Source organism: uncultured Ferrimonas sp. (genome assembly GCF_947489035.1).
GTDB lineage: Bacteria > Pseudomonadota > Gammaproteobacteria > Enterobacterales > Shewanellaceae > Ferrimonas.
On the sequence record NZ_CANLCI010000016.1, the window covers coordinates 23,798 to 37,687 of the forward strand.

Here is a 13,890-nt window from a genome sequence, read left to right on the forward strand (position 1 = left end):
GAATTTATAGTTACGAGCAACTGCTGCTTTGTCAATCAGTTTTTGTTCGCTTTACCAACGAAATAGCAATTCCCGCATTGAAACTTGCTAAGCTTTAACAGTGTCGATAGCCTCAGCGTGAATCCCCTCGGTTTACAAGGATTGTAACTGTGCATCACTGGCTGCTTGCTCTACTTTTGGGCTTACTTTTCACTGTGTCGGCAGCGGCAAGTGCAACCGATCCCCTTGATGAGATCGCGTTACTCAGCAGTGAGTTTGATAGCAGTGCCCTTCCCCCTCTAGAACGGTTAAAGCAGAGCCACTACCCCAGTGCCAGCCCACAGTGGCAACGGCGTTGGCACATGCTGCGCTGCGATATCGCCGGCATCCAAAGTGACAGTCAAAATACGGAACTGCAGCTGCAAGAGCTTATCGCCTTAGAGAACAGCTCGCCTCTTAGCCGCATTGCCATCGGCATCTGTCAGGCCGCTCACTACTCCGCCGCACATGAGTTCACCTCAGAGGCCGAAACCCTAAGTTCGCTGCTCAGCGACACCCCAGCTTGGCCAGATCCCAACCTAGAAGCCCTGATCTGGTTGCGCCTTGGCTTAGCGCAAACCAATATCAGCGACGACAGTCGAAGCTTAAAGAGCTTTTCCAACGCCATGAAGGTGTATGAGCGCCACCCCAACTCGACGCTTATTACCTTTAATGCGCCACTGATGCACTACGGTATGGCTCGCTTATTTTACAAACTGGGCAATAGCGCTCGCACATTAGAGTCATACCAACTCGCGCTTGATTTAGTCCGCCCAGGCTCGGCCATGGAATGGTTTCTGCGCTTTAATTACGCCAACTTTTTGAATAATTTAGACATGATCGAAGAGGCGGGCGAGCAACTCGATAAATTGCCAGAAACGCGGCCGCAATTTGCCGCAGCCGATGAAGGCTACGTACAGATGTTTTTCACCCGCTTCGCGCGCAGTAACGGCAATCGAGATAAAGCCCTAGAGCATATTGAGCTCGCGATCGCCGCCTTTGCCAACAGCCCCAATGAGTTTGGTTTAGGCAACTCCTATATCCAACGAGGCCGGATCCGAGTCAATCAAGGCGATCAAGGCGGTTGGCTTGATGTGCAGCGCGGGCAAGATATTTACCAAAAGCTGAACAGGATGGATCGCGTCGCTAATGTTGAGCTTTGGAACGCAAAGTACCTCGCGGATCAGCAACAATATCAGCAGGCGTATCAGGCCTTAAAACGGTACACCGAACTGAATGACGAACTGATGTCTGGCGAACAACGCACCGCCCTACTGAAACAACAACAAGAGTTGGGTGAGCAGATGGATAAACATCGGCAGCGTTTGGCGATTACCGCCGAAGCCCACTATCAAGGGCAGCAGTCGCTGCTGCTGTGGCAAAGTTATGGCATTGCATTAACGATATTATTGCTGTTTTTCATCCTGTGGCGGCAGATTGTCCGTCGTTCAGAGCAGCTGCAACCGGTGCCAGTTCGCCAGCCAGAAGCGTTGATGGCCGAGGCGATCCAGCAAGCCAAGGATGCCGGTGATTCGATGCCGATGGTGTTGCTGCGGTTACAAGGCGAACAGCTTGATGTGGATCAGATCAGTCGCCAGCTCAGCAAAGATCTGCGCCCCCAAGACAGTTGCTTGCAACTGAACCCTCAGGATTTCCTCTTACTGTTGCCCTGGGCCAGTGATGCCGAGCTCAATTGGCGTTTTGATAGCTTGCCGAAACAACTGGGGGCGGTACACGTGGATCGCTACCAGATTGGCAAAGCGCGTCTGCATAACTTTGACGACGTCAGCAGCATCTTGCTGCGGCTGGAGTGCAACCTTACCAGCCACATCGCGCGGAACCGCCCGCAGCCTTTATCGGCTTAGTCCGCGCTGTCGGCGTAATCGCTGATCAACTGTAAGAACGGCGCGCCAAAACGCTCTAACTTCCGCTCGCCAACGCCATTGATCCCCAGCAACTCAAACGGCTGGGTCGGCATCTCTGCTGCCATCTCAGCTAAGGTCGCGTCGTTAAACACCACGTAAGGTGGCACCCCCGCTTCATCCGCCAGGGTGCGACGTAAATTCTTCAGCTTGGCAAACAGCTTGCGATCGTACTGCTGTGGCAACGCGCGGCTCTTACGGCCACTGCTCTTGGTCAACGCCAAGCGCGGTTGCGCCAGTTGCAGCGCACGCTCGCCCTTCAGCACCGAACGCGCCGCCGCCGTCAGCAGCAGCACCGAATGACGGGTAATGTCTTGGGTCAGTAAGCCGTGATGGATCAACTGACGGATCACCGACAGCCAATGTTCGTGGCTTTTGTCTTTCCCAATGCCCCAGGTCGACAGTTTGTGGTGGCCGCGATCCTGCACCGGCTGCGAATTGCTGCCGCGCAATACCTCAATCACGTGGCCAACCCCAAAGCGCTGACCCACTCGATACACGCAAGACAGCGCTTTTTGCGCGTCTTGGCTGCCGTCGTATTGCTGCGGTGGATCGGTACAGATATCGCAGTTGCCGCAAGGTTCGTGGCTGGGTTCATTAAAGTAGTTCAGCAGCACTTGGCGGCGACAGATCTGCGCCTCGGCAAAGGCCGCCATCGCATTCAGCTTGTGCACGTCGACCGGATTGGCGCCATTTTCCGCCTGATCCAGCAGGTGCCGCACTCGCGCAATGTCGCCGGGATCGAACAGCATTAACGCTTCCGACTCTAAGCCATCACGGCCCGCACGGCCGGTTTCCTGATAGTAGCTTTCAATCGATTTAGGCAGATCCCAGTGCACCACAAAACGTACGTTTGATTTGTTAATACCCATCCCAAACGCCACCGTTGCCACCACAATGTCAACACGTTCACGTAAGAATGACTCTTGGGTGTGCGCGCGCTCATCGGCACTCATGCCCGCGTGATAGGCGGCCGCTGCATGGCCATTTTTGCGCAGCTTCTCCGCCACTTCATCCACTCTGCGGCGGCTGCCACAGTAGATGATCCCGGCGTTGCCTTTTTGCTGACGCAGGTACTCTTGCAGCTGCGCCAACGGTCGCAGCTTCTCCACCACGGTGTAGCGAATATTGGGGCGGTCAAAACTGGACAGGTGCCGATGCGGAGTCACTAAGCTCAGTCGCTCGACGATGTCGTGGCGGGTGGCCTCGTCAGCCGTGGCGGTTAACGCCATCACTGGGACCGCAGGGAACTGCTGCTTGATCCAGCCCATCTGCGCGTACTCAGGCCGAAAATCATGGCCCCACTGACTGATGCAGTGCGCTTCATCCACCGCCACCATCGACAGTGGCCACTGGCTCAGACTCTGCCGCAGCCCCATCAATCGCTCTGGCGAGACATACAGCAGCTTGATCTCACCTTGGTGAATGGCGGCAAACAGTTGACTTACCTGCTCCCGATCAAGGCTAGAGTTCAGCGCCGCTGCCGCGACCCCACTTTGCCGCAGCGCATCCACCTGATCCTTCATCAACGAGATCAACGGCGAGATCACAATGGTCAATCCCGGCAGCATCAGCGCGGGCAACTGGTAACACAAACTCTTGCCGCCACCGGTGGGCATGATCACCAAACTGTCTTGCCCCGCCAGAGCCCGCTCGATAACGTCTCGCTGGCCAGGGCGAAAATCACGGTAACCGTAGATCTGCTGCAGCAAGGTGGCAGCACGGTCGGCAGAGCTGGATTCAGTTTGAGCATCAAGGCAAGCAGCGGTCATCGATTATTCAGTTGGCGTTGGGCAATAAGGGCGCTATTTTACTGGAGCAGTCGTTACTTGTCTGCCTTGTAAAATTGGCGCTTAAATTCAAAAGGATAGGAATCATGGCCGCACAATCAGAGCAGATCTTGGCAATGGCAGCCAACATCTTCTTAGAGAAGATCGCCTTTCATAAAATGCTGCAATTGCAGCTGCAACATTACAGTCTGGATCGGGTCGAGCTGGCCATCGATATGCGCCCCGAATTGATGGGTAACCCCCATCATCAGATCCTCCACGGCGGCGTTACCGCGACATTGCTGGATGGTGCCGCTGGCATGACCGCCCTCGCTGGCATCATCAACAATCACCCCGAACTGTCCGCCGCCGAGCTGGCCACCCGCTTAAGCAACCTTGGCACCATCGACATGCGGGTCGATTACCTCCGCCCCGGTCGGGGGAACCGATTTATCGCCACCGGCCAAGTGATCCGTACCGGCAATAAAGTGGCGGTGATCCGCAGTGAACTGCACAACGAAGATGGCGAGCACATCGCCTTTGGCACCTGCACCTATTTGGTCGGCTAAGCCTAAAAAATATTCAGCCGCTAGCCCCGACGCAATGGCATAATGCAGCCCATTTTGTTTTTGAGTGGTCATCATGCCAGAGCAACAGCTGCAACGCGGCACCCTGTACGCCATCGCCGCGTACGTTATGTGGGGCATTGCCCCCATCTATTTTGCCGCCGTTAAAACGGTGCCCGCAGATGAAATCCTAATGCATCGGGTGATCTGGTCGTTTTTGTTGGTGCTGGGGCTGGTGTTAGCGCAGCGTCAGTGGGGTCAAGTGCAGGCACTGCTGCGCCAGCCTAAAAAACTGGGGTTGTTGTTCATCACCGCCACCTTAATCGCCAGTAATTGGCTGGTGTTTATCTGGGCGGTCACCAACAACCACGTGATCGACGCCAGCTTGGGTTACTACATCAACCCGTTGTTTAACGTGGCGCTGGGCATGTTGCTGTTAAAAGAACGGCCGGGGCGCTTTAGCCTGATCGCCGTAGCACTGGCGGCCATTGGCGTTTTATATCAGCTGTTTCAATACGGATCTGTGCCTTATCTGTCGCTGTTCTTGGCCTCAACTTTTGGGATCTACGGCTTGATCCGCAAGCAGATCAAGCTGCAAGCCACCACCGGTTTGCTGGTTGAAACGGCGCTTCTGTTGCCCTTTGCGCTGCTGTACTGGCTGCTGCTCGACAGCCCCAGTGCCAATCTGGCCCACAACAGCCTTACGATCAATGCGCTGTTGCTGGCCGCCGGGATCGTCACCACCTTGCCGCTGCTGGCCTTTAGCGCCGCCGCCATTCGCATTCCGTTTTACCTGCTGGGGATGCTGCAATACATCGGCCCAAGCTTAATGCTGATCATGGCACTGACGCTGTTTAATGAATCCTTTAAGCCAGAACAGATCGTCACCTTTGGCTGCATCTGGGCCGCCTTGGTGTTAATGAGCATCGAAGGGCTACAAAAAGCACACACTAAACGCAAAGCCAACCGCTCTGGGCGCGGGTTAACGCCTTAACAGGCGTCATCAAAAAAGGGGCCCTTCGGCCCCTTTTTAACTCGTTACGCTGCAGTCGCTTAGCTCTGCATCAGCGCCAACATACGGCGGTAGTTACCCAGTGCCGCTTCTTGCTTACCTAACTGCTCTTGCAAGTTAATTAAGCTTTGTAAGCGCGCCACCGTGGCCTCGCCATCCAGTGCTTGTTGGCGATGCACTAACGCCGTATCCAAGCTCTTGCGCTGCTCAGCTAAGGCGCCGTAGCAATCCAGCAGCGCCGGATCTTGGCTGTCTTTGTACTTACGGCCAAGGATATTGGCGATCTCTTCCTCTGCCCCCGTTGCCGCCAGCAACAACACCGCCAGCAACTGCGGTTGCGGTTGCGATTTGGACAGCTTATCCAGCATGAGGCTGCGGGCTTTTTCCGTTGCGCCTAAGCGGATCAAACCTTTGCCGTAAGCCGCTTGCAGCTCAGCCAGTTTCTTCTGGTTGCGCGGCAGCGCATCCCAGCGATTGGTTAAGCCATCGAGGGTGTCGCACAGCGCAAAGCGCGCTTGCTCGACCTCAATCGGCAGCTGCACCAACACATCGGCTGGCAGCGATTTGTCTTTGCTCACCGATGGGATCAATTGCGCCAGCGCATCCCAATCCTGTTGCTTGCGGAACAACGCCAACGCTAAACGGCGCACGGCGGGCTTCGCCTGGGTGCTGCTGTCTAGCGCATCGTATTGGGCCCGAGCTTGGCTTAGCTCGCCATCGTCCATCAAGTAGCGGGCACGAGTGATTTGGGCTGTGGTCGCCGCTTCGGCTTGCTGCTCCGCTTGGGTCAGGTAGCTCTGCCAAGCATCGCGGTCGCCACGATGATGGGCAGCACGGGCGGCGGCCAAGAAGTTAATCATTGGCACTTCGCCCGCTTTGGCGCCTTTGGCCATCGCTTTTTCCGCTTTAACCCAATCTTGCTCGGCCAAAGCCAAAAAGCCGTTCATGGTGTGTTGCTTGGCGCGCTTCTGGCCCCAACGCTTGGGCAGCAACAACGTTGCGCCAGTGACGTTGATGGTTTTGATCAGCAGCCATTCCGCCACTTGCAACGCCCCAAACAACACCAAGCCGATGATCGCTAACGCCACAACCGAGGTTTCCACGGTGTAATCGGCGATGGAGATCATCACGTAGCCTTTGTAGGCCACCAACTGCGGCCCAGCAATTAAGCCGATGATCACCAGCAGTGCATAGATCAGCAAACGGATCATGGCGCCTCCTGCAGCAGCTTATTGTCGCTGGCTTGTTTCAGCCCTGGCAGCGATTCAAACTGAATCGATTTCACTTTCGGCATCTTGGTTTGCTGCCATTTGGCCATGCGCGCTAAAGCCGATTCCACTTGGGCAGACTCTAAGTTGAAGTAGTCTCGCACCCAACCTTGAGCGGTTTTCAGCGCCTGCGCCATCGCCGCTTGATCGCCGTGATACAGCGCCAATTGCGCCTGCAGTAACTTGCCGCGCAGATGTTCACGCAGATACCACTCTTGCGCCGGAGCCAACAGCGGTTGCACCTGATCTTGGCGACGACGAATGGTGATGAAATCTTCCATTAACGCATGCCAGCTGTGCACCAAGTTGGCTTTCCAATCGCTGAGCTCGGTGGACACTTCATTGCTTTGGGGCGCGGCGGTGACCTCTGGCAACTCAACCCGGTTCAGCGGCAGGGCATCCAGCTCTTGCACCAAGGCTTCCATCGCCATGCCAATGCCATCGCGATCCACCCGTGGCAAGCTTTGCACCTTGGCCATGTCGTTTTGCAGCGCTTGGCGTACCGGTTTTAGCTCGGGGCTGGCCAGTAACGCCAAACGGCTGTCGGCGTCTTGCAGCAGGGTAAGGGCGGTGCTGCTGTCTTGCTCTAGCACCAGCTTACGCTCGGCCATCTGCACCATGTAGCTGGCTTCCGCCAACAACCAATCCTGTGGTTTGGCGTTGCGGAGCCGCTGTTGCTCGGCAATCACCTGCGCTTTGGCTTCCTGCACACTCGCTTCCACTTGGCCCATTTTGGTGGCGTTGCTTTGCTGGGTTTGCTGCAGTTGGCCTAAACCGGATTGCACGCGACCGTCCAACTTCGACAGCTGCGAATCCAGGTTGGTTACGGTGCTGGTTAAGGCCGCATTATCTTCGCGCTGCAGCTGGCCTTGTTGCCACATCCAGCCGCTGAAGCCCAGCGAGCCTAAGCCGATGATCAACGCCAAGAGCGATACGGTCATGGCGGCACCGCCACCCTGTTTTTGCACCGGCGCAGGGGCGGGCTCAGCTGGGGCTGGGCTTGCGGCTTGACTTGGTGCTGCAGGGGGTGGGGTCGAAGAGGGGGTTGCAGTCGCTTTAGGGGTAGACGCTAAAGTGGCTGCATCAGCAGAAGCGGCGCTGGCCGTCTCTGTCGAAGCGGTCGGCTCGGCGGGGGTTGCAGCGCGTTGTGGGTTGCGCTTACGTTGCCGCGAAGAACGGCCCTTAGAAGTTGGGCTAGTTTGAGTCGGACGCTTCGGGTCCTTTGGGGTCTGCTCCATATAAATCCAGTGTTCCTATCATGCCAATGATGGCGTCATCTCCAGCACCTTCTGTCACACTGACTCGCCGACAACCGTGTTGTCGCGCCAATGTCGCCAACCGTTGCACCGGCACCAGCCAGTGTTGTTGACGCAGCCAAGAATGTGCAGTGATCGGCACCTGTTGAAAGAAGTTTTCTAGAATTTCGCCGCTGGTTGCCAGTATGGCGTTAACCCCATCTTGTTGCCAGCCTTGCAACTGCTGATCCGTAAAAGCGGGATAACACCGACGATATAGCACCCATGAGCAGACATTATGTCCTTGTTGGCGCAGAGAATCTGCGACTAATGTCCGCCCGCCCTCGCCACGTACAATAACGACATTGCCGTTGGTTATGGCTTGCCATTGCGGCAGCGCTAATACCCCTTCGCTGGTTTCTGCCCCAGACGCTGGAGTATAAACCGTGGCACCACAAGCGGCTAATGCCGCCGCCGTGGCCGCCCCAACCGCAAAGCAGGGGATCGGTGGCCAACGTCCTTGCAGCTGCTTATCCGCCAATTGCACCGCGGTTTTAGACACAAAAAACGCCGCGTCAGCGTGCTGCAGCGGCGTGGGGGGATCGCAGGGCAAAGGCTCAATCACCACCATCGGTGCGATGGTGGTGCCATGGCCCAGCTGCTGCAAACGACTCGCCAGCGCTTCATTGCGGCCGGCGGGTCGGGTCAGTAGCAGCTGCATTAACGGCTACCGTATACCTTTGCTAGGATCTCGGCAGCGCCTTGACCGCGCAGTTTGTCGGCCAGTTGCAAGCCCAGCGCTTCGGCGTCGTCGGCTTTGCCACGAACGTCGTCGGTTAACACTTTCGACCCATCTGGATCACCCACCAAGCCACGCAGCCACATGTCGTCGCCTTCAATCACGGCGTAAGCCCCGATTGGCACCTGACAGCCGCCTTCCAGCGCGGTGTTCATGGCACGTTCGGCGACAACGCGATTACGGGTTGGGGTGTGTTCCATCACCTTCAGCAGCTCAACCAGCTCGGCATCGTCTAAACGACACTCAATGCCCACCGCGCCTTGGCCATTGGCTGGCAGCGATTGCTCCGGTTCAATGAACGACGCAATGCGCTCGCTCAGCTCCAGTCGCTTCAGACCTGCAGCAGCCAAGATGATGGCGTCGTAATCGCCGTTATCCAGCTTGCCCAAGCGGGTGCCCACGTTGCCGCGCAGATCGCGAATCTCCAGATCCGGACGCATGGCACGCAACTGGCACTGACGGCGCAACGACGAAGACCCCACAACCGCACCCTGTGGCAGCGATTCAATGGTGCTGTAGTGGTTAGACACAAACGCATCACGAGGATCTTCGCGTTCGCAGATCACGGTCAGCCCCAAGCCTTCTGGGAACTCGACCGGAACGTCTTTCATGGAATGCACGGCGATATCCGCACGGCCTTCAAGCATGGCCACTTCCAGCTCTTTCACGAACAAGCCTTTGCCACCCACTTTGGCCAGTGGGGTATCCAAAATGATGTCGCCTTTGGTGGACATCGGCAGCAGCGTTACGGTTAAACCAGGGTGAGCCTGTTCCAGCTCGGCTTTTACGAATTCAGCTTGCCACAGTGCCAGTGGGCTTTTACGAGTTGCGATGCGAATTTCTGTACGCGCCATTGCGGTAATTCCTTGGCTAAAGACCGAACCGGTCTAGCGATATAATGAGTAGGTCGAGACCGCTTATGTTGCCACCGATGTGGATTCGGAAAAAGGTGAAGACACAACACAATAACAAAGGGACTCATGCCTCGGTGCCCAAAGGTCGAGGCAGATCACATTTTTCCCTATCGCGACCAAAGTGTTAAGCTGATCACACTTTTGCTGTTTTGAGATCTGCCGTTTTTGTCCGATCACGCCACCGACATCGCCCTCAGCGCCAAACTGAACGCCAGCCGCCTGCGTTGTACGCTGGCGCAGCTCGGCCCAGAAAAAGCAGCCCTGCTGAGTTGGCTGCCGTGGTTGCTGCACAGCAATCAACCGGGCCAACCCGGATTTGTCTATGGCGCCCCCTTTGGCTTTGTGAAGCCGCCGCTGACCACCGCCACTCAGCCCTGCATCGGCGCCGAAACCGGCCCATTATTGGGGCTCTACACCATGGGCAGCAGCGGCAGCGTCGGGCAAAACCCCGAATCCGACTTTGATTGCTGGCTGGTGTACCCCGATGGCTTTAACGAACCCACCCTGCAAGCGCTCGAACGCAAGTGCCAACGCCTCAGTGAGTTTTATCTAGAGCATGGCATCGAACTGCACCTGTTCCTGCTCAGCCCCGATTGGCTCAGTTGTGGCCAGCGCGGCAAATTCAGCAAAGAACACAGCGGCAGCGCCCAATCGTGGTTGTTGCTGGAAGAGTGCTACCGCAGCCAGATCCACCTGGCCGGTAAACCGTTAGCTTGGTGGCCCCACGCGCCGCAGGATCACCCCGAACTGCTGAGCCTAGGTGAATTGCGCCACCTGCCCGCGGCGGAGATCTTTGGTGGGGTGTTGTGGCATCTGTTTAAAGGCTTGGATCGGCCCCACAAGGCGCTGCTGAAAATCCTGCTGCTGGAAAGCTACGTGGCCGACTACCCGGATCTGCGCATTCTGCGTGACGAGATGTGGGTGCGGCTGAAAGCCGGCCAAGCGCTGCCCGAGCTTGATCATTACCGCATGATGTATCAGCGGATCGAAGCCTACCTGCTGCGATTGGGCGACAAACGGCGGCTGACACTAGTGCAGCGCTGTTTTTACCTTAAATGCGGCTTAGCCCTAAGCGATCCACTAAGCCAGCAAGATTGGCGTTACGCTTACCTGCGCGACTGCACCAGCCAATGGCGCTATACCCGCCAACTGTTGCAGCACTTGGATCACGCCCGCCACTGGCATGCGGGCCAATTGCATTGGTTCAACGAACGCTTGGATCACTCCATGCTGGCCAGCTATCAACGCTTGGCACACATGGCCAACCACCTGAGCTTGCCCAAGCAACTGCGGCTGGAAGAGTTAACCGTACTGACCCGCAAGTTAGCGGCGCAGTTTGAATCCAACCCCAATAAGATCCCTAAGCTGAATCGCCTTTGGAGTGACGATCTGCGCGAACCGTCGCTGACGTTGGTGGCGGTGCAAACCAACCCCGAACTCGCCCCAGGCTGGTATCTGTATCGCCAACCGCCCCAAGGTCAACAGCTGTTCGGCGAAAGCCCGTTGTATCAAAACCCCAGCCGCCTTAACTGCGTGTTGTGGGCCGCCGCCAATGGCCTGATCGGCCCCGATTGCCAGATCAGCTGCCACAAAGACAACCAATTTTGGTTCAGCAAACGCTTAAGCGACATCGGCCAGCGGTTAGCGCAGCTGCAGCCCTCGGTCGAAACCCGCTTTACCGATCTGGGCCAACCGTGGCATTACCGCAGCGCCGTGGTGGTGGCCAACTTGGATCTGGATCCAACCAAGCTGCACCCACAGGCCAGTCAGTGGCGTCACCATCGTCATCGCAATCCGCTGTCGTTGGGGCAACCGGCCAAATCGATGGTGGGGGATCTGCACCTGATCACCTACAACAGCTGGGGCGAGCGCCACTGCTTCAGTTATCGTGGTGACGAAGCGCCGCTGCAGCTGCTTAACCAGCTGTTCAGTGGCATCAGCCACAACCTGAATGTTGAGGTGATCTGCTGCGCTAAGCACCAGTGCCGCAACATCAAAACCGCCCTTACGGAGCTGATCCGCACCGCCCAAATTCAGCGGCAACTGCCAACCGAGTCCCCATGGTTTATTGATATTGGCGCCGATCGCTACGGCATTGTGGTGGCCAAACGGCAACTGCGCTGGCACCGCTTTGATGAGGCACCGCAACTGCTTAAATCGTTGCAGCGGCGCCAAATCAGCGAACAGACCGTGCCCAGCGCCATTCGCGCCCACGCTCGCAGTGGCTTGTTGCAGGTGTTTGTAGAGGAGAACAGCGAACAGGTGCTGCTGCATCTGCTGGATGGCGACAATCAGCTGCAATCGAAACCGATCGCCAAAGGGGAGTTAAACAGCGCCATTGATGCGCTCAGTGTGCAGTTCAGTACCCCAATGCGGGCCAATGAACACAATCCGGGGCGACCGGGTTTTGATCTGCCGCAGTTCTATCGGCTGCGCCAAGATGAACAGCGCCACTGGCAAGTGACGCCATTAGAGCGTTAAGCCGCGCGGCTTAACCACAGCAATCAGCTGAAGTCGATGATCTCGCCACCTTGCTGCTGTACCGCTTCATTGAGCAGAGCGTACAGTTCAACGCCGTTGCGCTTATCGAACCAGCGTTCACCATCAAAACCAAAGTGGTGACCGTTCTGCTTGGTCGCCACCCAGATCTCGCTCAGCGCTTCTTGCTTGTTCACCACAATATGGCTGCCGTCCACACACTCCAAGTCCACTACGTTGCCCGCTTGCTCGTAATCCAGCTCCAACTCACCGTCGTCAATGCGCTCGGTGATTTGGGTCAAAATCGCGTCCGCCAGTTGGTGATAACGGCTGCTGTCCATCGACATATATTCGCTCTCTTTTTCAGTGCATTCCTAACGAAGTCAGGCAAGTATAACCAATGCACGATGGCGATAGCGACAACCGCCCCACCATTGCTATGATAGTCCGATTAGTCTTCACCTTCAGAGCCAAACCCATGCGTCGATTTTCTCTGTTACTTCTGACCGCCCTGCTGTTAGGCGGCTGCGGTCAAACCGGAGCCCTGTATCTGCCAGAGCCAGCGGCAGATAACCAAGCGCCTGCAGTAACGCCCGCACCTACGGCGACCGAGCAAACCAATTAGTCTCGGCTGCGCCCCTGCGAATAAGGACATACGTTGGATCACTTCAATTATCAGCAACAGCAGTTACACGCCGAGCAGGTGCCGTTAGCGCAGATCGCCGCTGACTTTGGCACCCCCTGTTACGTCTACTCGCGCGCCACCATTGAACGCCACTATCGCGCCTTTACCAACGCCCTTGCCGGTCAGCCCCATCTGATCTGCTACGCCGTTAAAGCCAACAGCAACTTAGCGGTACTGAATGTACTGGCACGGCTTGGCAGTGGCTTCGACATTGTCTCTGGCGGTGAACTGGCGCGGGTGCTGCAAGCCGGTGGCGAGCCCAGCAAAGTGGTGTTTTCCGGCGTAGGCAAAACCCGCGAAGAGATCCGTACTGCGCTGCAATTGGGGATCCACTGTTTTAACGTTGAATCGGAACCAGAGCTGGAGCGGATCAACGCCGTGGCCGCCGAGCTGCAACTGCAGGCGCCCATTTCGTTGCGGGTGAACCCCGATGTGGACGCCCAAACTCACCCCTACATCTCCACTGGCTTAAAACAGAATAAGTTTGGCATTCCAATGGCGCGCGCCGCCGCCGTGTATCAACACGCGCAGCAACTGCCGCACCTCACCATCATCGGCGCCGATTGCCACATCGGCAGCCAGCTCACCAGCTTAGAGCCCTTTATTGATGCCTTAGATCGGCTGTTGGCCTTGGTCGATCAGTTAGCGCAGATGGGCATCACCCTACGCCATATCGACGTGGGTGGTGGCCTGGGGGTTAACTACCACGGCGAACAACCGCCACTGCCCGCCGATTACGCCGTGGCACTCAAGCAGCGCCTGCAGGGGCGACAGCTCACCTTGGTGATGGAGCCCGGCCGCGCCATTATGGCCAACGCCGGCGTGATGCTCACCAAGGTGGAATACCTTAAGCACGGTGACGAACGCGACTTCGCCATTGTGGATGCCGCCATGAACGATCTGCTGCGGCCAGCACTGTACAGCGCCTACCAACAGATCGTGCCGGTGCAGCCGCGAGACGGCGCCAGCAAAGCCTACGATGTGGTTGGGCCGATATGCGAAACCGGTGATTTTATTGGTAAAGATCGCCAACTGACGCTGCAACCCAACGACCTATTGGCGGTACGCAGCAGCGGCGCATACGGCTTTGCAATGGCCTCGAATTACAACAGCCGCCCGCGCGTGGCTGAGGTAATGGTGGACGGTCAGCAGACATTTTTAATTCGCCAACGTGAGACGCTAGAACAACTGTGGCAAGGCGAAGCGCTTCTGCCGTAAACTAGC

At 56.9% G+C, this 13,890-nt stretch carries 12 protein-coding genes; 6 read left to right on the plus strand and 6 right to left on the minus strand.

All coding sequences use genetic code 11. The annotated features are described in order from the left end of the window. Window positions 1–194: 194 nt before the first annotated feature. On the plus strand, window positions 195–1,883 hold the full coding sequence (locus Q0796_RS11035; protein ID WP_298442976.1) for a hypothetical protein: 1,689 nt from the start codon (window positions 195–197) through the stop codon (window positions 1,881–1,883). Here the strand turns inward: Q0796_RS11035 and recQ are convergent. Continuing rightward, window positions 1,880–3,712 carry a DNA helicase RecQ gene (recQ, locus tag Q0796_RS11040; RefSeq protein ID WP_298442978.1) on the minus strand — a complete coding sequence of 611 codons (1,833 nt, stop codon included), beginning with the start codon at window positions 3,710–3,712 and terminating at the stop codon, window positions 1,880–1,882. The two genes, Q0796_RS11035 and recQ, sit on opposite strands and share 4 nt — an antisense overlap. A gap of 104 nt (window positions 3,713–3,816) precedes the next feature. Between recQ and Q0796_RS11045 the strand changes: the two genes are divergently transcribed. Continuing rightward, the gene (locus Q0796_RS11045) at window positions 3,817–4,278 is read left to right on the plus strand and encodes a thioesterase family protein (protein ID WP_298442980.1); all 462 of its coding nucleotides are present in this window, start codon (window positions 3,817–3,819) and stop codon (window positions 4,276–4,278) included. Window positions 4,279–4,351: 73 nt separating this feature from the next. Next, complete coding sequence (gene rarD, locus Q0796_RS11050) at window positions 4,352–5,269, plus strand: EamA family transporter RarD (RefSeq protein WP_298442981.1); 918 nt, start codon at window positions 4,352–4,354, stop codon at window positions 5,267–5,269. 59 nt (window positions 5,270–5,328) lie between these two features. Here the strand turns inward: rarD and Q0796_RS11055 are convergent, their stop codons facing one another. From Q0796_RS11055 to hemC, 4 genes are read right to left on the minus strand one after another with little or no spacing between them, the layout of a single operon-like run. Next, window positions 5,329–6,498, minus strand: coding sequence for a heme biosynthesis HemY N-terminal domain-containing protein (locus tag Q0796_RS11055; RefSeq protein WP_298442983.1), 1,170 nt, complete (start codon window positions 6,496–6,498; stop codon window positions 5,329–5,331). Continuing rightward, window positions 6,495–7,793 (minus strand): uroporphyrinogen-III C-methyltransferase, encoded by a 1,299-nt coding sequence (locus Q0796_RS11060; protein ID WP_298442985.1) that lies wholly within the window; start codon window positions 7,791–7,793, stop codon window positions 6,495–6,497. The genes Q0796_RS11055 and Q0796_RS11060 overlap by 4 nt, the downstream gene beginning before the upstream one ends. After that, window positions 7,750–8,511, minus strand: coding sequence for a uroporphyrinogen-III synthase (locus Q0796_RS11065; protein WP_298442987.1), 762 nt, complete (start codon window positions 8,509–8,511; stop codon window positions 7,750–7,752). The genes Q0796_RS11060 and Q0796_RS11065 overlap by 44 nt, the downstream gene beginning before the upstream one ends. Next, window positions 8,511–9,443, minus strand: a complete 933-nt coding sequence (hemC, locus tag Q0796_RS11070) for a hydroxymethylbilane synthase (protein WP_298442989.1) — start codon at window positions 9,441–9,443, stop codon at window positions 8,511–8,513. The genes Q0796_RS11065 and hemC overlap by 1 nt, the downstream gene beginning before the upstream one ends. Before the next feature lie 225 nt (window positions 9,444–9,668). On the opposite strand from hemC, the gene Q0796_RS11075 reads away from it, so the two are divergent. Then, window positions 9,669–11,984 carry a class I adenylate cyclase gene (locus Q0796_RS11075; protein WP_298442992.1) on the plus strand — a complete coding sequence of 772 codons (2,316 nt, stop codon included), beginning with the start codon at window positions 9,669–9,671 and terminating at the stop codon, window positions 11,982–11,984. A 23-nt stretch (window positions 11,985–12,007) separates the two neighbouring features. On the opposite strand, the gene cyaY is transcribed toward Q0796_RS11075, so the two are convergent. Then, window positions 12,008–12,328, minus strand: coding sequence for an iron donor protein CyaY (cyaY, locus tag Q0796_RS11080; protein WP_298442994.1), 321 nt, complete (start codon window positions 12,326–12,328; stop codon window positions 12,008–12,010). A 131-nt stretch (window positions 12,329–12,459) separates the two neighbouring features. Between cyaY and Q0796_RS11085 the strand changes: the two genes are divergently transcribed. Both Q0796_RS11085 and lysA read left to right on the plus strand, forming a co-directional pair. After that, window positions 12,460–12,606 (plus strand): lipoprotein, encoded by a 147-nt coding sequence (locus Q0796_RS11085; RefSeq protein ID WP_298442997.1) that lies wholly within the window; start codon window positions 12,460–12,462, stop codon window positions 12,604–12,606. 33 nt (window positions 12,607–12,639) lie between these two features. Next, entirely contained in the window at window positions 12,640–13,884 is a 1,245-nt protein-coding gene (lysA, locus tag Q0796_RS11090; RefSeq protein ID WP_298443000.1) for a diaminopimelate decarboxylase, read from the plus strand. The last annotated feature ends 6 nt before the right edge of the window (window positions 13,885–13,890 follow it).

Coding starts and splice junctions, on each gene's coding strand:
- rarD (WP_298442981.1), top strand. CDS start 4,352: ATGCCAGAGCAACAGCTGCAACGCGGCACCCTGTACGCCATCGCCGCG.
- hemC (WP_298442989.1), bottom strand. CDS start 9,443: ATGGCGCGTACAGAAATTCGCATCGCAACTCGTAAAAGCCCACTGGCA.
- Q0796_RS11060 (WP_298442985.1), bottom strand. CDS start 7,793: ATGGAGCAGACCCCAAAGGACCCGAAGCGTCCGACTCAAACTAGCCCA.
- Q0796_RS11065 (WP_298442987.1), bottom strand. CDS start 8,511: ATGCAGCTGCTACTGACCCGACCCGCCGGCCGCAATGAAGCGCTGGCG.
- Q0796_RS11085 (WP_298442997.1), top strand. CDS start 12,460: ATGCGTCGATTTTCTCTGTTACTTCTGACCGCCCTGCTGTTAGGCGGC.
- Q0796_RS11045 (WP_298442980.1), top strand. CDS start 3,817: ATGGCCGCACAATCAGAGCAGATCTTGGCAATGGCAGCCAACATCTTC.
- cyaY (WP_298442994.1), bottom strand. CDS start 12,328: ATGTCGATGGACAGCAGCCGTTATCACCAACTGGCGGACGCGATTTTG.
- Q0796_RS11055 (WP_298442983.1), bottom strand. CDS start 6,498: ATGATCCGTTTGCTGATCTATGCACTGCTGGTGATCATCGGCTTAATT.
- recQ (WP_298442978.1), bottom strand. CDS start 3,712: ATGACCGCTGCTTGCCTTGATGCTCAAACTGAATCCAGCTCTGCCGAC.